This is a genomic window from Variovorax palleresanus (assembly GCF_051144945.1).
GTDB classification, from domain to species: Bacteria; Pseudomonadota; Gammaproteobacteria; order Burkholderiales; family Burkholderiaceae_C; genus Variovorax; species Variovorax paradoxus_S.
The window spans coordinates 494,501-512,463 of sequence record NZ_JBJNVP010000002.1; the positions used below are offsets into that span (position 1 = coordinate 494,501).

16 protein-coding genes are annotated in these 17,963 nt (G+C 68.5%); 6 read left to right on the forward strand and 10 right to left on the reverse strand.

Annotated features, from left to right (window positions below; translation table 11 throughout):
- Positions 1-84: 84 nt before the first annotated feature.
- Positions 85-1,209, forward strand: coding sequence for an ABC transporter substrate-binding protein (locus ACJ7Z0_RS06080; RefSeq protein WP_434789105.1), 1,125 nt, complete (start codon positions 85-87; stop codon positions 1,207-1,209).
- Between the two features lie 6 nt (positions 1,210-1,215).
- On the opposite strand, the gene ACJ7Z0_RS06085 is transcribed toward ACJ7Z0_RS06080, so the two are convergent.
- On the reverse strand, positions 1,216-2,115 hold the full coding sequence (locus ACJ7Z0_RS06085) for a LysR family transcriptional regulator (protein ID WP_434789106.1): 900 nt from the start codon (positions 2,113-2,115) through the stop codon (positions 1,216-1,218).
- Between the two features lie 126 nt (positions 2,116-2,241).
- Between ACJ7Z0_RS06085 and ACJ7Z0_RS06090 the strand changes: the two genes are divergently transcribed.
- Positions 2,242-3,588, forward strand: a complete 1,347-nt coding sequence (locus ACJ7Z0_RS06090; RefSeq protein ID WP_434789107.1) for a M20 metallopeptidase family protein — start codon at positions 2,242-2,244, stop codon at positions 3,586-3,588.
- A gap of 89 nt (positions 3,589-3,677) precedes the next feature.
- Complete coding sequence (locus ACJ7Z0_RS06095; RefSeq protein ID WP_434789108.1) at positions 3,678-4,637, forward strand: aldo/keto reductase; 960 nt, start codon at positions 3,678-3,680, stop codon at positions 4,635-4,637.
- A gap of 14 nt (positions 4,638-4,651) precedes the next feature.
- On the opposite strand, the gene ACJ7Z0_RS06100 is transcribed toward ACJ7Z0_RS06095, so the two are convergent.
- The 7 genes from ACJ7Z0_RS06100 to ACJ7Z0_RS06130 form a co-directional block, all read right to left on the reverse strand.
- Positions 4,652-5,629: a Bug family tripartite tricarboxylate transporter substrate binding protein gene (locus ACJ7Z0_RS06100; RefSeq protein WP_434789109.1), complete on the reverse strand. Its 978-nt coding sequence runs from the start codon at positions 5,627-5,629 to the stop codon at positions 4,652-4,654.
- Positions 5,630-5,643: 14 nt separating this feature from the next.
- On the reverse strand, positions 5,644-6,777 hold the full coding sequence (locus tag ACJ7Z0_RS06105) for a porin (RefSeq protein ID WP_434789110.1): 1,134 nt from the start codon (positions 6,775-6,777) through the stop codon (positions 5,644-5,646).
- A 117-nt stretch (positions 6,778-6,894) separates the two neighbouring features.
- The gene (gene ilvD, locus ACJ7Z0_RS06110; protein ID WP_434789111.1) at positions 6,895-8,595 is read right to left on the reverse strand and encodes a dihydroxy-acid dehydratase; all 1,701 of its coding nucleotides are present in this window, start codon (positions 8,593-8,595) and stop codon (positions 6,895-6,897) included.
- Positions 8,592-9,041: an aconitase X swivel domain-containing protein gene (locus tag ACJ7Z0_RS06115; protein WP_434789112.1), complete on the reverse strand. Its 450-nt coding sequence runs from the start codon at positions 9,039-9,041 to the stop codon at positions 8,592-8,594. Before ACJ7Z0_RS06115 ends, ilvD begins: the two co-directional genes overlap by 4 nt.
- A gap of 205 nt (positions 9,042-9,246) precedes the next feature.
- Positions 9,247-10,542 (reverse strand): aconitase X, encoded by a 1,296-nt coding sequence (locus tag ACJ7Z0_RS06120; RefSeq protein WP_434789113.1) that lies wholly within the window; start codon positions 10,540-10,542, stop codon positions 9,247-9,249.
- Positions 10,543-10,585: 43 nt separating this feature from the next.
- On the reverse strand, positions 10,586-11,428 hold the full coding sequence (locus ACJ7Z0_RS06125) for an IclR family transcriptional regulator (protein ID WP_434789114.1): 843 nt from the start codon (positions 11,426-11,428) through the stop codon (positions 10,586-10,588).
- A gap of 73 nt (positions 11,429-11,501) precedes the next feature.
- Positions 11,502-12,953 (reverse strand): FAD-dependent oxidoreductase, encoded by a 1,452-nt coding sequence (locus tag ACJ7Z0_RS06130; protein WP_434789115.1) that lies wholly within the window; start codon positions 12,951-12,953, stop codon positions 11,502-11,504.
- A gap of 166 nt (positions 12,954-13,119) precedes the next feature.
- Here ACJ7Z0_RS06130 and ACJ7Z0_RS06135 point away from each other — a divergent pair, with 166 nt between their 5' ends.
- The gene (locus ACJ7Z0_RS06135; protein WP_434789116.1) at positions 13,120-14,118 is read left to right on the forward strand and encodes a Bug family tripartite tricarboxylate transporter substrate binding protein; all 999 of its coding nucleotides are present in this window, start codon (positions 13,120-13,122) and stop codon (positions 14,116-14,118) included.
- Positions 14,115-15,134, forward strand: coding sequence for a Bug family tripartite tricarboxylate transporter substrate binding protein (locus ACJ7Z0_RS06140; protein WP_434789117.1), 1,020 nt, complete (start codon positions 14,115-14,117; stop codon positions 15,132-15,134). Before ACJ7Z0_RS06135 ends, ACJ7Z0_RS06140 begins: the two co-directional genes overlap by 4 nt.
- Before the next feature lie 34 nt (positions 15,135-15,168).
- Here ACJ7Z0_RS06140 and ACJ7Z0_RS06145 read toward each other — a convergent pair whose 3' ends face one another.
- Both ACJ7Z0_RS06145 and ACJ7Z0_RS06150 read right to left on the reverse strand, forming a co-directional pair.
- The gene (locus ACJ7Z0_RS06145) at positions 15,169-16,056 is read right to left on the reverse strand and encodes an alpha/beta fold hydrolase (protein ID WP_434789118.1); all 888 of its coding nucleotides are present in this window, start codon (positions 16,054-16,056) and stop codon (positions 15,169-15,171) included.
- Positions 16,057-16,084: 28 nt separating this feature from the next.
- A complete protein-coding gene (locus tag ACJ7Z0_RS06150; protein ID WP_434789119.1) occupies positions 16,085-16,915 on the reverse strand; it encodes a DODA-type extradiol aromatic ring-opening family dioxygenase in 831 nt (276 codons plus the stop codon).
- Between the two features lie 100 nt (positions 16,916-17,015).
- On the opposite strand from ACJ7Z0_RS06150, the gene ACJ7Z0_RS06155 reads away from it, so the two are divergent.
- Positions 17,016-17,957 carry a LysR family transcriptional regulator gene (locus ACJ7Z0_RS06155; RefSeq protein WP_434789120.1) on the forward strand — a complete coding sequence of 314 codons (942 nt, stop codon included), beginning with the start codon at positions 17,016-17,018 and terminating at the stop codon, positions 17,955-17,957.
- Positions 17,958-17,963: the final 6 nt, after the last annotated feature.

The following is a 17,963-nucleotide window of genomic DNA, read 5'->3' on the forward strand; positions in this document are numbered from 1 at the left end:
GGCCGCACCAGGGAAAGAGAGGGTAAAGATGGATTTACCCAAAGAGCCTCGCCTCTTAATATGGTCTGTTAACAATTTGTGACCATGAAATACACAAAGATTCATCTACTGGCTTCGGCCCTCGCCGCCTTCGTCCTCGGACTCTCGCCTGCCGCGCAGGCGCAAACCAAGCTCCTGATCGGCCAGACCTACGTTCAGACCGGGCCGCTGGCGTCCCTGTCGACCGAACCCCTGATCGGCATCCGTGCCTTCTTCACCACACTGAACGCCACCGGCGGCGTCAACGGCCGGCCGGTCGAACTGCGCCAACTCGACGACGCCTTTGACCCCGCCAAGGGCGCCGAGAACGTCAAGACCTTCGTCAAGGAGGGCGCCATCGGCATCCTCATGCCCATCGGCACGTCGTCGTCGGTCGGCGCGCTGAAGGCGGCCAACGAGCTCAAGATTCCCGTGGTTGGCCCGTACACCGGCGCGGCGCCGGTGGTGAAGCCCTCCGAGTACGGCTTTCCGCTGCGCATCAGCTACGACGAGGAATACAACCGCATCGTGAACCACCTGTTCACCATCGGCCTCTCTCGCATCGGCTTTGCGCACAACGACAACCCCGGCGCGCGTTCGGCGCTGGAAAGCACGCAGAAGTTCGTGGCCGAGCGCGGCGAGAAACTGGTCGGCAGCGTGGCCATCAAGAACGATGGCTCCGACGCCGCCGAACGCGCCGTGGAACTGGCCAAGCTCAAGCCCAAGGCGGTGGTGCTGTCGGCCACCAACGACGTGGCGGCCAAGTTCATCTCGGCCTACCGCGCCGCGGGCGGCGAGACGGCCTTCTACTCGTTCTCGCTCCTGAACGGGCAGAAGCTGTTCCAGGACATCAAGAAAGACGCGGCCGGCGTGGTCATTTCGCAGGTCGTGCCCTACCCCTGGAACAGCGCGATGCCGGTGATTGCCGAGTACCAGGCAGCCATGAAGAAAATCGGCGCGACCGAGTTCAGCTATGCCAGCCTGGAAGGCTACGTGGCGGCCAAGGTCATGGTCGAGGGACTGAAGCGCGCCGGACCGAACCCCACGCCGGACTCGCTGCACAAGGGTCTCGAGTCGTTCCGGACGCTCGACATCGGCGGCATTGCCGTGTCGTACCGGCCCGGCGAACATCGCGGCCTGACCTTCTCCGAACTGTCGATGCTCAAGGCCGACGGGCGCTACCTGCGCTGAGGCCGCTCAGCGCCCGGGCGGCTGCACCGTGTGCGCCACCGCCCGCAGTGCCTGCGAGAACGCGCGGGCCGCGGGCGTGAGCGAGGCGCGGTCGCGCATGAGCAGCGAGACATGCGCATTGGGCAGCTTGTCCGCCAGCCGCAACGCGACCAGCCCCCAGCGCGTCGCCGACCGCGTGAACAGGGACGCCGAGGCGAGCGTCAGCGCATCGGCCTTGCGCACCAGCGTCGCGCCCAGTTGCCACGAATGGCAGATCACGATGTCGCGCGGCGGCGGCATCTCCAGGGCAGCAAAGTTTCGTTTCAGCAGCTCGGCGCCGTACGGCGGCACGACCCACATCGCCCCCTGAAGCCTGGCCATCGATCGCAACCGTGCCAGCGGATGGCCCGCACGCGCGATGGCCGCCAGCGGAAAGCTGAGCAGCACTTCCCGGTCGAGACCGTCATCGGCCGCGGGCTCCAGCTCGCCGAGGATCGCGAAATCGAAATCGCCGCGGTCCCACAGCCCCTTCACGTCGGCGCCGCTGAGTTCCTGCAGTTCGAGCGCCACGCCCGGCCACTGCCGCCGGAAATCCAGCAGCGCCGTCGGCAGCAGCTGCTCGAGCGCGAACGAGCTGAAGGCCACGCGCAGCAGGCCGCCCGCGCGGTCGCGCAGCTGGGCGATCTCTTCCTCGGCACGGCGCACCTCGTTGGACAGGAGACGCGCCCGCCGCAGGAGCGCATGCCCGATCTCGGTCGGCACCACGCCCTTGGCGCTGCGCACGAGCAGCTGCGCGCCCACGCTCTGCTCCAGCTCGCGGATGGCGTAGGTCATGGCGGGCTGCGTCAGCGTGGAATCGCGCGCCGCGGCGCGGATGCTGCCGGCCTCGACGACCGCTTCGAAGATCTTCAGATGCCGCAGGTTCATGAAAAAAGCGTGGCGAGCGAGTGATCAGATATTTTGATCGCTCTGGAGTTTTTCGGATCTTTTCCTTCACCCCGGCTTTCGTTAAGGTGCGCCGCGGTCCTTTCACTTTTCCTTGCACGAGCCATCATGAACATCCGCTCCCCACTTGCCCTGCTGGTGCTGTCCGGCAGCTTGCTGAACACCGGCGCCTTCGCCCAGACCGCAGCGGACAACGGCAATGCCCTGGCCACGCGCGCGCTCGCCCTGGCGGATGCCTCCGAGGCGCAGGTGATCGAATGGCGCCGGCACATCCACCAGCACCCCGAGCTCTCCTACCAGGAGGTGCAGACCGCGGCCTACATCGCAGCCGCACTCGCGAAGATGCCCGGCATCGAGGTGCAGCCCGGCATCGCCAAGACCGGCATCAAGGCCGTGCTGCGCGGCGGCAAGCCGGGGCCGGTGGTCGCCCTGCGCGCCGACATGGACGCACTGCCGGTCGCCGAGCGCAACGAGCTGCCCTTCAGGTCGACCGCCAAGGCGCCTTGGCTCAACAGCGAGGTGCCGGTGTCGCACGCCTGCGGCCACGACACCCATGTCGCCATGCTGCTGGGGGCCGCGCAGGCGTTCTCGAAGATGCGTGCGGAATTGCCCGGCACCGTCGTGTTCCTGTTCCAGCCCGCCGAGGAACAAGGCCCGGGCCCCGTGCCGAGCGGCGCACCCGCCATGGTCAAGGCCGGCGTGCTCGACAACCCGAAGGTCGACGTCGTGATGGGCCAGCACATCAACGCGCGCGCCCCCTCGGGCACCATCAGCTACCGCCGCGGCGGCATCATGGCCAGCGGCGACGCCTTCAAGATCACGCTCAAGGGCAAGGGCGGCCACGGCTCGTCGCCGTGGACCGCCAAGGAGCCCATCCTTGCGGCTGCCGAGATCGTGCTGGCGCTGCAGAACATCGTGAGCCACCAGATCGACCCGCTCGACGGCCCCACGGTCGTGACGGTGGGGCTGCTGCAAAGCGGCAACCGCGTCAACATCCTGCCCGACACCGCGGAGATCGCCGGCACCGTGCGCTCGCTGTCGCAGAAGAACCAGAAGGTCGCGCACGACAGCATCCGCCTGAAGGCGCAGAAGATCGCCGAGAGCCACGGCCTGACCGCCGAGGTGACCATCGACACCGGCTACGAGGTGCTGGTGAGCGATCCCGCGGCCACGCAGTCGGTGGCGCAGGCGCTCGAAACCGCGGCCGGGGCGGGCAAGGCGCGCGAGTCGCAGCCCAGCATGGGCTCCGAAGACTTCGGCTCGTTCGGCAAGAACATTCCCGTGGTGTTCTGGCAACTCAACGCCTCGCCGTTCGGCGACAAGAGCGGCGCGCCCAACCACTCGCCCGAATTCGTGATCGACGAGTCCACGTTGCGGGTGGGCGTTCGCGCGCTGGTGGGCAGCACGCTCGCCTACATGAACCGGCCCGCCGCCAGCACCGGCGGCGGCAACTGAGTTGCTCCGTACGCCCTGAAACGGCGAATCCGGCGGCGCGGTGATATGGTGAACGTTCCGTGCCGCCACCCCGGCGGCGCGGCCGTTCGATGACGCCCACCGGCCCGCCCCCTGCGCACCTCACCCGCGCCCTGTTCCTGCGGCTCCTCGCGGTGCTGCCGGCGGGCGCCGTTCTTCCATCCTTCGCGCAACGGCAGCCCGCCCAGCCCATGCAGCAGACGAAGATGAACACTCGCCCCATTCCCTCCACCCAGGAAGCCCTGCCCGTCGTCGGCTGCGGCACCTGGATCGGCTTCGACCAGCGCCCCGGCACCGACGAATACAAGCGCCTGCCCGGCGTGCTCGACGCTCTCTTTGCCGCCGGTGGCAAGGTGATCGACAGCTCGCCGATGTACGGCCGCTCCGAAGAAACCACCGGCGAGCTGCTGGCCGCATCGAAGCAGCGCGAGAACAAGGCTTTTCTTGCGACCAAGGTTTGGACCTCGGGCCGCGAAGCCGGCATCGCGCAGATGGAGCAGTCTTTCGCGCGGCTGCGCACCGAGCGCATGGACCTGATGCAAGTGCACAACCTGATGGACTGGAAAACCCATCTCGCCACGCTGCGCGGCTGGAAGGACAAAGGCCGGGTGCGCTACATCGGCATCACGCACTACACCGCGTCGGCCTACGACGAGGTCGAGGCCGTGCTGCGCGCCGAGAAGCTGGACTTCGTGCAGATCAACTATTCACTGGACGCGCGCGAGGCCGAGCAGCGCTTGCTGCCGCTCGCGGCCGAGCGCGGCGTGGCGGTGATCGTCAACATGCCCTTCGGCGGTGGCGGCCTCCTGCGCCGGCTGCGGGACCAGCCGCTGCCCGCATGGGCCGGCGAGATCGGCTGCGCGAGTTGGGCGCAGGTGCTGCTGAAGTTCGTGCTGAGCCACCCGGCCGTGACCTGCACCATCCCCGGTACCAGCCGCGCCGAACACATGGCCGACAACGCCGCGGCCGGCGCGGGCTCGTTTCCGGATGCGGCGTTCTGGCGCAGCCATGCGCGCTCGATCGGGCTCTGAGCCGCCACTGCGGCCTATTCGAACTTCACGTTGTGTTGCCGCACGGTGGCGCCGAAGGCTTCGTACTGCGCGCGGAAGAACTCGGCGAACTTCGCGGGGCTCATGCCGTAGCCCTCGAAGCCCTGCTGCACCAGCTGCGCATGCACGTCGGGCCGCTTCAGCGTGTTCTGCAGCTCCTGCGAGAGCTTGTCGGTGATGGCCTGCGGCAGCCCCGGCGGCCCGAAGAAGCCGGCCCACGGCGTGATGGTGAGCTTGCCCAACCCCAACTCGCTGCCCGTGGGCACGTCGGGCAGCAAGGCGCTGCGCTGCGGCAGCAGCGTGACCAGCGCGCGGATGCGCCCTTCCTTCACGAAGCCCGGCGCCAGCGTGCCGGTGGTGAACATCATGTGGATCTGCCCGCCCAGCAGGTCGGTCATGGCCTGCATGTCGCCCTTGTAGCGCGCGTTGACCACCTTGCGCTCGCCCAGCAGCTGCAGCATGGCCAGCTCCGAGGCGCTGTTGCTCGATGCCGAGTTGTAGGTGCCGGGCTTGGCCGCCACCATGGCCAGCAACTCGCTCACGCTCTTCACCGGCAGGCTGGCCGGCACTACCAGGAACATCGAGAACTGGCCGGCCGAGCTGATCGGCGTGAAGGCCTTGAATGGGTCGTAGGGCGGTGTCGGCCGCAGCGTGGGCGCGGCCACCATCGCGGTGTTGGTGCCCATCAGCAGCGTGTAGCCGTCCGGCTTTGCGGACGACGTGGCCTGTGCCGCCAGCACGCCATCGGCGCCGGGTCGGTTCTCCACGATCACCTGCTGGCCGAGCTGCTTCGACAGCCCCTCCGCGATGATGCGCGTGAGCGCGTCGGCGCCGCCGCCGGCCGCAAAGCCCACGATCAGGCGCAGCGGCTTTTCCGGATAGGTTGCGGCACTCCAGGCCGCCGCGCCGGGCAGCGCTGCCAGCGTGCCGCCGGCCGCGAGGGCCGCCAGGGTGATGAGGTTTCTGCGTCGCATGTCGTTGCTCCTTCTCAAAAGAGATGCCGCACACCAAGCTCCCAGCCCGACGAGCGACGTCCGCCTGCCGGTGCCACGCCGCCGCTGACGACGTAGCGCGCCTGGCCGCCGTTCATGAGCCGCGCATAGGTGCCGTAGAGCGCGGTGCGCTTCGAGAGGTTGTGCACATAGCCGATGCCGAACTGGCGCGCATCGTCGCGGTTGCGCGGCATGCCGTTGGCGTTGCGCAGGCTCTCGTCGCTGCGGTCGTCCAGATAGGCGTAGCTCAACCGGATGCGGCCGACCTCGAAGGCCGGAATGTGCGCGCCGATCTCGGCGGTGTTCTTGCGCACCGTGCCGGCGGCGAGCTTCACCGTGACCTTGTTGTAGAGCGCGAAGAACTTCGCAAAGCCCGCATCCCACGAGCCGCCGATGTTGGCGTGCGTGTAGTTGCCGATGGCGGCGGTGGCGTTGAAGTGCGTGCGCGTGACGGCCGCCGCGATGTCGAATGCGCCCGAGGCAAAGCCGAAGCGCGCGCCGGCAAAGTTGCCGTCGTCGCGGTTCGGCGCGGTGGAGTCGTTCTCCCCGGTGCCGATCATCGCCATGCCGTAGAAGCCGCCGAGCCCGGCCGGCAGCCAGTAGCTCACGGTGTTGCTGCCGGTGATGGCCGTGGGCAATGGCCCGGTGCCCGCGCCCGCGAACGTGAGGTTGCCCGCGCGCGCCACGCCGTTGGCGTTGAAGGGATCGAAGTAGATGCTGTTGTAGTGCGTCGGGATGAAGTCGCGGCCCAGGCGCAGCTCGCCGAACCTCTGGTGCGACAGGCTCACGAAGGACATGCGGTCGAAGGTGATCGGCCCCGCCGTGCCCGCGCCGCTCGCCTGGTTGTTGCTGTTGCTCGGCCGGCCGGTACCGGTGTCGGGGTTCAGGCTGCCCTCGAGCCAGAAGCCCGCGCGCAGGCCGCCGCCCAGGTCTTCGGTGCCGCGGAATCCGAGCCGGCTGGTCGAGAGCCCGCCGTTGGACAGCGCTTTTACCGAGCCGCCGCCATCGCCGTTGGTGTACTGGATGCCGAGGTCCGTCACCCCGAACACGGTGACGCTGGACTGCGCATGCGCCGCGCCGCTGCTTGCAAGCCCCAGCGCCAGCGCCGGCCCCATCAAAATTTTCTTCATGGTTTCTTGTCTCCTGCTTCTTCTCTTGGTTAAAAACTCGGGAACGCGCGCAGGGCTGCGCCACCGGGTGCGGACGAGGGTCCGCACCGGTTGGCGAAAACCGGCGTGAAAAAGGTCTTAGCTCGAAGGCTCGGGTCGTTCGGTGCGCACGAGCACGGCGCCCTTCGACAGCGGGCTCACGTTGCGCCGGTACTGCTGCAGCCAACCGGTGTCGAAGGCCGGCGGCGGTGCCTGCCAGTCGGCGCGGCGCGCATGGAGTTCGGCATCGGTCAGCGCAACGTCGAGGCGGCGCTGGTCGAGGTCGATGGTGATCACGTCGCCGTCGCGCACCAGCCCGAGCGGCCCGCCGAGCGCGGCTTCGGGCGACACCTCGGCCACCACCAGCCCCTTGCAGACCAGGCCCGAGAGGTGTCCGTCGGTCAGGATCGCGACCTGGTCGCCCAGACCCGCGCCGTCGATGGCAAACACCACGCGCGAGGCGCCGCCGCCCATGGCCGGGCCGCCGCAGGCTCCGGCGCCGCGCATCACGACCACCTGGCCCGGCACGATCTCGCCCTTCTTCAGCGCCGCGATGGCCGCGTCCGAGGTCCAGAAGCACACCGCCGGTCCCGTGAAGCTGCGCACCTTGCGCGGGGCGATGCCGGTCTTGATCAGGCCCGATTCGGGCGCGAGGTTGCCGCGCAGCAGCACGATGGCGGGATGCGGCGCCACCGGGCGGTCGATGGGGCGGATCACCTCGGCGTCGGCGACTTCGGCGCCGCGCAGGTTGTCGGCCACCGCAGCGCCCGTGACGGTGAGCGCGCCGGTGTCGAGCAAGGGTGCAAGCTGCTTCATGAGCGCGCGGCAACCGCCTGCCGCCTCGAAGGCTTCGATGCTGTGCTCGCCGATCGGCCGCACGCCGGCCAGCACCGGCGTCGTGGGGCCGAGGCTTTCGAAGAGGCCGTACACATCGACACCGCACTCGCCTTCGGTCGACACCGCCTGCAGGTGCTTGGCCGTGTTGAGCGAGCCGCCGACGGACAGCACCGCGCGCACCGCGTTGGCAAAGGCGCCGGGCGTGAGGATGTCGCGCGGCTTCAGGTCGTCCCACACCATCTGCACGATGCGCGTACCCGCGGCGCGCACATCGGCCATCATCTTCGGACTCAGCGCCGCCACCGGCGCGCTGCCCGGCAGGGCCATGCCGAGCGCTTCGCAGACGATGTGCATCGAGTTGGCCGTACCCAGGCCCGAACACACGCCCGGCCCGCGGATCGCCTCGCGGCTCATGCCCACGAGCTCTTCCACCGGCAGCTTGCCGGTGACCGCATGCATCGCGCCGATGAACACCTCTTCGATGTCCATGTGCCGGCCGCGGTACTCGCCGCTGGGCTGGTAGCCGCAGGGCACGAGCAGAGTCGGAATGTTGAGCCGCGCCGCCGCCATGAGCTGGCCCGGCACGGTCTTGTCGCACGAAGTGAGGCAAACCATGCCGTCGAGCTGCGCGCCTTCCACGGCCACCTCGATGTCGTTGGTCACCAGGTCGCGCGCACCCAGCATGTAGGCGCCGCGCGCACCCGCGCCGGTGATGAAGTCGCTGGGCGCTGCGGTGCGAATCTCGAAGGGCACGCCGCCGGCGGCGCGGATCGCGGCCTTCACCTCCACCGCCACGCGGTCCAGGTGGCTGAAGCAGGCCGCGAGTTCCGAGGAGCTGTTGACGATGGCGATCTTCGGCTTCTCGCAGTCTTCCTCGGGAATGCCGAGCGCGCGCCAGTGCGCGTTGCGCACCGACCAGAGATAGGAGCCGCGCGGAAAGTTGCTGCGCAGGGGGCGGGTCATGGACGGTCTCCGGATTTCTTCTTGGTGATTTCGATCAGGCCGCGGTCGGCGTCCACGCGCACCCAGTCGCCGGTCTCTATGCATTCGAGCGGGTCGCGTTCGAAATCGGTCATCGATGGCGAGTGCGTGACCACGGCGCCGAGCGCCATCTTGGTCGTCATCTCGTTGAACAGAAATGCCGCCGGCGCCGAGTTCATGAGCCGCGTCATGTGGAACATGGCCGACCATCCCGACGAGCCCTTGGCCCCCGGAAACACCAGCACCTTGCCCGCGAAGCTTTGGCCACGCAGCTCGTGCCGCGTCTCGATGACGGTGCCGGTACGCGGATCGATGCCGCCCCAGCCCGAGATGCGGTCGCGCGTGACGAGTGCTTCGCCTTCGGCAATACCGCCGACCACCTTGCGGCCGCGGATGACCAGAGTGGATGTGTGTGCGATCGCGCTCATGGTTTTTCTCCTTCCCCCGCTGGGGCTGAGGGCTGCGGCTCCAGTTCCGCCTGCGCGGAACTGGACAGCCCGAAGAGCGGCAGCCTCTGGCTGCCTGCACCGAGGTCGGGATGGGGGCGGGCAGAGCGCGCGATGGATGCGCCGCATGCCCCCACCCCTGCCCTCCCCCAGAGGGGGAGGGAGAAAGACAACGCAAGCGTGAAGCTCATTGCATGCCTCCATTCCATCGCCCGGTGCACGCCGCATCGACGCATTCCGCCGTGCTGCCGAACCACGCCTGCACACCGAGAATCGCGGGCAGGTAGTGCGCCTGCTTGGCCGAGTCGAGCGCCACGGTCCTGGTGCCCTTGGGCACGGCGCGGCTCATGGCGGAGCAGCTGTCGGTCATGAGGATGCCGCCCGCGTCCTCGATGATCTTCGTGTAGCCGTTGCGGTCGGCCAGCGACTTGATGGCGCGCGGCGTGAAGATCCACAGCTCGCAATCCGGGTGTACCTTGCGGCCTTCGATGAGCTGCGCGGCCTCCCAGATCTGCTCGATGGTGTAGTGCGGGCAGCCCAGCATCACGTACTGCACCTCGGCGTCTTTTCCGGTGGCGTTGATCTTCTCGTAGGTGGCGCGGCGCTCGGCCTCGCCAAAGCGCAGCACCTCGACCGGCGTCCTTCCGCCGAGCGCCTGCTCCAGCGTCAGCGCCTCGGGCGTGATGCCGGCGATGTGGTACATCTCCACGCCGCCCGACGACGAGGCCGCCGCGCCGAAGTGCTTGAGCCTCGGCAAATTCGGCACGCGGGCGATGCCGCGTCGGCTGTGCACCACCGGCACGCGCTCCTGCACATGCTCGCCGATGTAGTAGCCGAGCAGGCCCCAGTCCTGCACCGATTCCACTTCGACGTCGAGCTCGACCACGTGCGTGGCATGGCGGTTCTCGTCGAGGTGATAGCCCCAGTACGGAATGCGGCCCGTGAGCATCGCCGCGCCCGTGCTCTCGCGGCCCTCGGTGTTGGTGCGCGCGCCCAGCACCGAGTTGCAATAAACGACCGCCGACGATTCCATCCACGCGCAGTGCTCGCCGCGCGTCGGGATGTTGCCCACCTGGTAGGGCGTGCAGGTGTTCATGATCTGCGCGCCGAGGCCGGCCGCATGGCGCTCGCTCTTGTTGTAGAACTGCACGATCTCCTCGCTCACGCCCATGCGCTCGGGCTGGCCGGGGTCGAAGCCCAGCTGCAGGTGGCTCGTGAAGACCTTGAACTTCGGAATCTCGACGGTCTCCTGGCTGTCGAGACTGAACTCGGAGAACACCGCGTCCATGCCGCCGCCCTTGGCGAGCGCGAAGTCGCGCTGGAAAGGCGTGGTCGAGGTGATGGTGGCGCAGACGTTGCGCGTCTCCACCAGCCGCTCGGCGCCCAGCGCTTCGCCGTACCGCATCAGGAGGTCCATCGCCTTCTGCACGGCCGGTCCGCCCTGGCCGTCCATCATGGCTTTTTCTTCATCGCTCAGGTGCATGACCTGTGTCTCCGTTCTTGTGCTGTCGGTGGGGTCGGCCGGGCTAGCCCGGCAAGGGGGTCGGCACGTGGCCGCCGATGTCGCGCGCGATGGTGAGCGCGATGTCGTGCAGGCGCGGTGCGAGTTCGTTGCGCAGGCGCTCCTCGGTGAACACGAAGGCGGCGCCGCCGCCGTTCAGCGCCATCACTTCGCCGTCGGGCCCGATGAGGGGCACGGACACCGAGTTGATTTCACGGTGGAATTCGCCGAGCGAGAGGCAGTAGCCCAGCCGCCTGGCTTCGCCGATGGCGCGCGTCATGCCGGGCGCGATGCTGTCCCACTCGGGGCCGCGCAAGAGGCGCATCGAGTCGATCAGCTGGTTGCGCTGCGCCTCCGGCAGTGCCGAAAGGTACGCGCGGCCCAGGGCCGAATTGGCCAGCGGCGCACGCGAGCCCACGTCGAGCCGCGCCGAGAGCATCGACGAGCGCGGCCGGCAGGCTTCGATCAGCACCATCTCCATGCCGTCGCGTATCGCCAGGTAGACCGAGGCACCCACCTCCTCCGCCATCGCCTGCATGCTGGGCCGCGCGGCGGCCCGCACGTCGAGGCTGCCGAGGAACACGCGCGAGAGCGACACCACGCCGGGCCCGAGCATGAAGCGGTCGGCAAGCTGCGCGGCCTTGAGCATGCCCAACGAGAGTAGCGTGGCGACGAGCCGGTTGACCGTGGGGCGCGGAATGCCGGTCATGCGTGCGATGTCGGCATGGCCCAGCACGGGACGCTCTTCGCTGAAGCAGCGCAACACCGAGATGCCGCGCTCCAGCGCGCTCACGGTGTCGGAGCGGTCGCCGCGCGTGTCGGCGGCTTCGGAGGCGGGAAACAAGGTGTCGTTTTTGTCAGTGGACATGGAGGAACCCTTTGGAAGACGCTCCAATGTAGAGGCTCTCGAAAGGAGGCTGGCCGGGTTCATGGCAAGCCGTTCAGGCACTGGCTTCGGCCGTGGCCGGCGCATGCGTGCCCTGCCCGGCGCCGGCGCGCAGGTACACGCCCTGAGCCAGCAACGCCGACTGCAGCGCGCCCACATCGACGAAGCGCGGCGCGATGCCGCCTTGCGACGCCAGCGCCGCCGCCACGCCCGCGGCCTGGCCGGTGATCCAGCATTGTGGAATCTCGCGCATGAAGCCGTGCGAATTGCGGTCGCACGAGATGTGGCGCCCGCAGGCCAGGAGCCCGTCGAGCTGCTGCGGCACCAGCGCGCCGTAGGGAATGGAGATGTTCGGAAATTTCGGCGACACCGCCGGCGTCACGCCCACCTCGTCGGCCAGCGCCACGCCGTCGGGCCACTGGCTGCGCAGCACCGCGCCCACGCCGGTGAGCCGCCGCGCATGGCGCACGCCGATCTGCGGTGCGCTCAGCATCAGGTAGGCGTCCTCGAAGCCGGGCGCATGAGCCCGGAAGTAGTCGAGGTGCGCGGCCATCGCGCGGTGCGAGCGCACTTCCACGGCGGTGAGGTCGTCCACGTCGAGCGCCGAATAGCCCGACTGGCGCGGCCCCATGAACAGCGCCACGTCGTTGCGCCACGAGACGAAGGGCCGCTCGAACAGGCCGCATTGCTCGCGGCCGCCCGCCATGAAGGCGGTGAAGGCCTCGGGCTGGCCGGCCTTGAATTCGATCCAGCGGTTCATGTCCACGCCGCCGAACAGCCACGAAGTGTTCATGCAGTGGTGCACGTCGGCCTCCTCGATGTCGTTCACGTAGGCCGCACCGGCGCGCGCGAACAGGTCGCCGTCGCCGGTGGCGTCGACCACCACGTCGGCCATGATGGCCATGCGGCCCTCCTTGCTCTCGAACACCACGCCTTTCACCGCGCCGTCCTGCACGATGGGAATGGCCGCCCACGAGTGATAGATGAGCTTGACCTTGCGCTCCAGCACGATCTCCTGCGACAAGAGCTTGAGCCGCTCGGGGTCGATGGTGGGCGACCAGGTGACCACGCCGTGGTACGCGGCCGTGCGCTGCGACCAGTGCGCGGCCTTGGCCGCGTCCTGCGAACCCCAGTCTTCGCGCGCCGGGCCGGCGATGGCGTCGGCGGGCAGGCGATCGAACAACTCTTGGGCAAAGCCGCGGATCACGAGCTTGCCTTCCCAGTCGGTCATGCGGTCGATCCAGATCACGAGGCCGCCGGTGGAAAGCCCACCCAGGTGGTTGTAGCGCTCGAGCAGCGCCACGTCGGCGCCCGCGCGGGCCGCAGCGGCTGCGGCCGCCGTGCCCGAAGGACCGCCGCCGACCACCAGCACGCCGCAGCGGTGGTAGACCGGAATGCTCTTGCCGGGCTCGGCCCAGGTGCCGTGGTCAGGGCGCTTGACGCGGCTGTCGCGGTCGAAGATGTCGGAGGACAGGATGCGCTCGTCGGTGCGGACGACAGTTTTCATGGATGAGTGTCTTGGATGGCTTGTTTCTTCGTATTTTGATTTCAATGTTCATTTTGTCAAACACAAAAGTCGCAAAGAGGCACTTCTTCGGGGTATTCCCTAGAGTGTGTGGATTTTTATGATTTTCTAAATCAATATAAGAAGAACATTTCCAACGGAGACATCGATGAAGAAACCCTGCGGCACCCGCCGTGCGTTTGGCGCGGCGCTCGGCGCGGCGGCCCTTCTGGGCTTGGCGCCCCCGGCCCTGGCGCAAGACTTTCCCGTGCGCGGCGGCAAGCCGATCCGCATCGTGGTGGGCTTCACGGCCGGCGGCGGCACCGACGCGCAGGCGCGCATCGTGGCGCAGAAGCTCGGCGAGGTGCTGGGCACCGGCGTGATCGTCGACAACAAGCCCGGTGCCAGCACCATGCTCGCGGCAAGCGAGGTGGCGCGCGCGCTGCCCGACGGCTACACCCTGCTCTACGCGCCCTCGTCGACCATGGCGCAGAACCCGCACACCTTCTCCCAGGTGCCCTACGACCCCTTCAAGGACTTCACCGCCATTTCGATGGGCGGGCGCGGGCCGCTGGTGCTGTCTGTGAGCACCACCGTGCCCGCCAGCAACGTGAAGGAGCTCGTCGCCTACGTGAAGGCCAACCCCGGCAAGGTGAGCTATGCGTCGTTCGGCGCGGGCACTTCATCGCACATCTACGGCGAGGCCTTCGTGAAAAAGGCCGGCATCGACGCGGTGCACATTCCGTACAAGGGCGGCTCGGACGCGGCAAAAGATCTGATCGGCGGCCGCGTGCAGTACATGTTCGATTCGGCCTCGTCGGCCGTCATCACCTCCGGGACCGGCAAGGTGAAGATCCTGGCCATCGCAGCGAACGCGCGCATTGCCGCGCTGCCCGACGTGCCGACCTTCGCGGAACAAGGCGTGACGGGGCTCGACCTGCCGAGCTGGCTCGGCTTCTACGGGCCGGCGCACATGCCCGCGCCAGTGGTTGCCAAGCTCAACGCCGCGCTGGCGCAGGTGCTGGCGATGCCGCAGGTGCGCGACTTCTACCGCAGCGGCGGCTATGAAGCCGGGGCCAGCACGCCCGAGGAGTTTGCCGGCATCACGCGTTCGAGCTACGAGCGCTGGGGCGCCATGGTGCAGCAGGTCGGCCTGGCCAGGCAATGAACCGTTTGCCTTCCTCCATCGCCCGTCGGCGTGCTGCCGCGTGGCTCGGGCTCGGGTTCGCATTTGGCGCGGCCGCATGGCCGCTGGCCGCGCTCGCCGCCGGGCCCGCGCCGCTCCCCGAGAAGGGACGCAGCATCCGCATCGTGCTCGGCCTCGCGGCGGGCGGCGCCTCGGATGCGCAGGCGCGCTTCGTCGCCAACAAGCTCGGCGAGGTGCTGCAGACGCCGGTGATCGTCGAGAACCGGCCGGGCGCGAGCTTCATCCTTGCCACGGAAGAAGTGATTCGCGCCGCGCCCGACGGCTACACCTTCATGTACGCGCCCTCTTCCGTGGTGGCGCAGAACCCGCAGACGCTGGCGCAGGTGCGATACGACCCGTTCAAGGACCTCACGCCCATCTCGCTCGGCGCGCGCGGGCCGCTGGTACTGACGGTGCACGCCAGCGTGCCGGCGCGCAACGTGCGGGAGCTGGTGGCCCACATCAAGGCCAACCCCGGAAAGATGAGCTATGCCTCCTTCGGCACCGGCACCTCGTCGCACATCTACGGCGAGGCCTTTGCACAACAGGCGGGGCTGGACGTGGTGCATGTGCCGTACAAGGGCGGCGCCGATGCCGCGAAGGATTTTCTCGCGGGCCGCGTGCAGTACTACTTCGATGCGGCGCCCAACGCCATCCAGAACACCGCCACCGGCAAGGTCCGCATGCTGGCGGTGGCGGCGCCGAAACGCAGCGCGATGCTGCCCGACGTGCCCACGATGACCGAACAAGGCGTGAGCGGCGTCGACATGCCGAGCTGGCTGGGCTTCTACGGGCCCGCGCGCATGCCTGCGCCGGTCGTCGCCAGGCTCAACGGCGCGCTCGCAGAGGTGCTGGCGATGCCCGCCACGCGCGACTTCTTCCGCCAGGGCGCCTATGAGGCGGAGTCGTCGAGCCCCGCGCAACTGGCCGAGCTCACGCGTGCAACCTACGACCAGTGGGGCGACATGATCCGAAAGCTGGGGCTGGCGAAGCAATAGCGAGGCTCGAGGCTCGAGGCTCGAGGTTCGAGGCTCAGGCCAGGAAGCGCAGCAGCCGCCGATTGAATTCTTCGGCGCGCTCGTACTGCGCCCAATGCCCTGCCCCGTCGATCACCACGCCTTCGCGCTGCGGATGGCCGGCCGTGAGCTGTGCCACCAGCGGCCTCGGATCGGCGGTGACGTCGTACTCGCCCCACAGCAGCAATTGCGGTCCGCCGAGCGTATCGAGCGCGGCCTGCAGCCCGCCCGCCTGCGAGACGTCCTTGCTGCGAAAGCGCGTGCCGTGGCAGGAGATGTCGTGAATCTCGAAGGCCAGCAGGTCGATGGCGGCCTTGTCGTGCAGCATGAGCGCGGCCAGGTTGTGCAGCAGCGCGGCGCGTTCTTCTTCGCGGCTCGGCGCGGCACGCCAGTTGCTCATCTCCACCGACATGCGCCGCATTGTGCCGTGGCCTCCGCTGCCCACGAGCGCCAGGCGCCGGATGGCGCCGCGCCGCACCGCAAAGCGCGCGGCGGTGAGTCCGCCGAAGGAGAAGCCGCCAAGATCGATGGGCGTGCCCACGCCGATCAGCTGATCGAGCGATCCGCCCAGCGCGTCGAGCAGCGGCCCGAGCGGATCGTCGCCGGGCGCTGCGCGCGGCGGCGCATCGGAATCGTTGAAGCCCGGCATGTCGGGCAGCCACAGCGAATGTTCGGCCGACAGCGCCTCGACGTTGCGCAGCCAGTGCATCCAGCTGCCATGGCCGCCGTGCAGCAGCACCAGCGGCGGCTGGGCGCTTTTTTCAGCACCGAAGCGGCGCCAGCAAACGCGAACGCCGCCGTGCACCACGTCATGGCGCGTGCCGCTCGCGGCAATGCGTTCGATGAGCAGGCGGGCTTCGGTATCTGAACTCGACGTTGAATCTGAATCGGGAATGGAAGGCATCGCCCGATTCTGCCAACCCGCCGCCTTTTCAGCTGGCGGCAGCGCCGAAGCGGTAGCTCGACACCACCAGCCCGCCCATGAAATCGTCTTCGTGATAGACGCGTTCGCCGGGCTCCTGCTCGGCCGCGCCGACGGCCACCATCAGCGGAATGAGGTGTTCCTCGCGCGGATGCGCCATGCGCGCCGAAGGGGCCGAGGCCCACTCCTGCAGCCGCTGCGCGCGCGCCTGCGGTGCCGCTTGCACGGCGGTGTCGTCGAGCCAGTCGCCGAAGGCCTTCGACACGCCATGCGCCTGCGGCCCGAAGTTGCGCAGGTTGTGATAGCTGAGGCCGCTGCCCACGATGAGCACGTTCTCGTCCCGCAGCGGCGCGAGCGCGCGGCCGAGCGCCAGGTGCTCCGCCGGATCGAGACCGCGCTTGAGCGACAGCTGCACCACCGGCACGCTGGCGTCGGGGTACATCGCCTTCATGGGCGAGAACATGCCGTGGTCGAAGCCGCGTTCGGGATCGATGGCCGCGGGCAGCCCGGCGGCGGCAAGAAGCGACTGCACGCGCTGCGCCAGTTCGGGCGAGCCGGGCGCGTCGTAGCGCACTTCATACGTGTGGGCGGGAAAGCCGCCGTAGTCGTAGATCATGGGCGGGCGCGGGTTGCCCTGCACCGTGAAGACCGGCGCCTCCCAATGGGCCGACACCATGAGGATGGCCTTGGGCGTGCGGCCGATCTGGCGCGGCATGTCGGCCAGCGCCACGGCCAGCCGGTCGTAGACCCCGCCCATCTCCTTTTGCATCCAGGGCCAGGGACCGCCGCCATGGGAGATGAAATACGTGGGCAGGCGCGAGGTGTTGTCGTCGTGGGTCAAGTCGATGCTCCTTGAAAGCGTTGCATCGACTGTAGACATTTCCTGGAAAGAAATCGACAGGCTAGGATGCATCGATTCATTTCTCCACAGGAAATCTTCCATGGACCGCCTGACCAGCCTGCGCGTGTTTCGAGAGGTCGTCGAATCGGGCAGCTTCGTGGCCGCGGCGGAGCGCCTGTCGATGTCGCCGCCAATGGCCAGCAAGCACGTGGCGCAGCTCGAAAAATCGCTCGGCGCGCGGCTGCTGCACCGCTCGAGCCGCCACTTGAGCCTGACCGAAGCGGGCACCGCCTGGTACGGGCAGAGCCGGCGCGCGCTCGACCTGCTCGATGCCGCCGAGGCGGCCATCGGCCAGAAGAGCGAGGCGCCGCGCGGCCAGCTCAAGGTGAGCGCGCCGGTGTGGTGTGCCACGCCGCGCTTCGCGCGCGTGCTGGCCGACTACCGCGAGCGCTTTCCCGAAGTGCTGATCGACATTCACCTGGAGAACCGCAAGGTCGACCTCGCAGCCGACGGCTACGACCTCGCGCTGCGCGCCACGCAGGAGCCCTCCCCGGCGCTCATCGCGCGGCCGCTGTGCCGCGTGCCCTTTCATCTGGCGGGCACGCCCGCCTACCTGCGCCGCATGGGCAGCCCCACGCTGCCGGCCGACGTGGGACGGCTCGGCGCCATCGTGCCGAGCTACGTGAACCTCGACAACCTCTCGCTCAAGGGACCGGGCGGGCGGATGTTTCCGCTGCGGCTCACGCCCGCGATGCGTTCGGACGACACCACGCTCACCTTGCACGCGGTGCGCGCGGACATGGGCATTGCGTTCTTGCCCGAATGGCTGATCGACGACGACCTGGAAGAGGGCCGGCTGGTGCGGCTCTTGCCCGACCACGCCCCGCATCCGGTCACGCTGTTTGCGGTGTACACCAGCCGCCAGTACATGGCGCCCAAGCTGCGCAGCTTCATCGACTTTCTCGGCGAGCGGCTGGGCGGCCAGCCACCGGCCGCCGCGAAACGCACCCTTTCGGGGCAAGGACATGCCAGCCCGGGCTAAAGTCGC

What these genes read in the sequence shown, in the direction of transcription:
- ACJ7Z0_RS06080 (WP_434789105.1), top strand. Translation starts at nt 85, where the DNA reads ATGAAATACACAAAGATTCATCTACTGGCTTCGGCCCTCGCCGCCTTC.
- ACJ7Z0_RS06085 (WP_434789106.1), bottom strand. Translation starts at nt 2,115, where the DNA reads ATGAACCTGCGGCATCTGAAGATCTTCGAAGCGGTCGTCGAGGCCGGC.
- ACJ7Z0_RS06090 (WP_434789107.1), top strand. Translation starts at nt 2,242, where the DNA reads ATGAACATCCGCTCCCCACTTGCCCTGCTGGTGCTGTCCGGCAGCTTG.
- ACJ7Z0_RS06095 (WP_434789108.1), top strand. Translation starts at nt 3,678, where the DNA reads ATGACGCCCACCGGCCCGCCCCCTGCGCACCTCACCCGCGCCCTGTTC.
- ACJ7Z0_RS06100 (WP_434789109.1), bottom strand. Translation starts at nt 5,629, where the DNA reads ATGCGACGCAGAAACCTCATCACCCTGGCGGCCCTCGCGGCCGGCGGC.
- ACJ7Z0_RS06105 (WP_434789110.1), bottom strand. Translation starts at nt 6,777, where the DNA reads ATGAAGAAAATTTTGATGGGGCCGGCGCTGGCGCTGGGGCTTGCAAGC.
- ilvD (WP_434789111.1), bottom strand. Translation starts at nt 8,595, where the DNA reads ATGACCCGCCCCCTGCGCAGCAACTTTCCGCGCGGCTCCTATCTCTGG.
- ACJ7Z0_RS06115 (WP_434789112.1), bottom strand. Translation starts at nt 9,041, where the DNA reads ATGAGCGCGATCGCACACACATCCACTCTGGTCATCCGCGGCCGCAAG.
- ACJ7Z0_RS06120 (WP_434789113.1), bottom strand. Translation starts at nt 10,542, where the DNA reads ATGCACCTGAGCGATGAAGAAAAAGCCATGATGGACGGCCAGGGCGGA.
- ACJ7Z0_RS06125 (WP_434789114.1), bottom strand. Translation starts at nt 11,428, where the DNA reads ATGTCCACTGACAAAAACGACACCTTGTTTCCCGCCTCCGAAGCCGCC.
- ACJ7Z0_RS06130 (WP_434789115.1), bottom strand. Translation starts at nt 12,953, where the DNA reads ATGAAAACTGTCGTCCGCACCGACGAGCGCATCCTGTCCTCCGACATC.
- ACJ7Z0_RS06135 (WP_434789116.1), top strand. Translation starts at nt 13,120, where the DNA reads ATGAAGAAACCCTGCGGCACCCGCCGTGCGTTTGGCGCGGCGCTCGGC.
- ACJ7Z0_RS06140 (WP_434789117.1), top strand. Translation starts at nt 14,115, where the DNA reads ATGAACCGTTTGCCTTCCTCCATCGCCCGTCGGCGTGCTGCCGCGTGG.
- ACJ7Z0_RS06145 (WP_434789118.1), bottom strand. Translation starts at nt 16,056, where the DNA reads ATGCCTTCCATTCCCGATTCAGATTCAACGTCGAGTTCAGATACCGAA.
- ACJ7Z0_RS06155 (WP_434789120.1), top strand. Translation starts at nt 17,016, where the DNA reads ATGGACCGCCTGACCAGCCTGCGCGTGTTTCGAGAGGTCGTCGAATCG.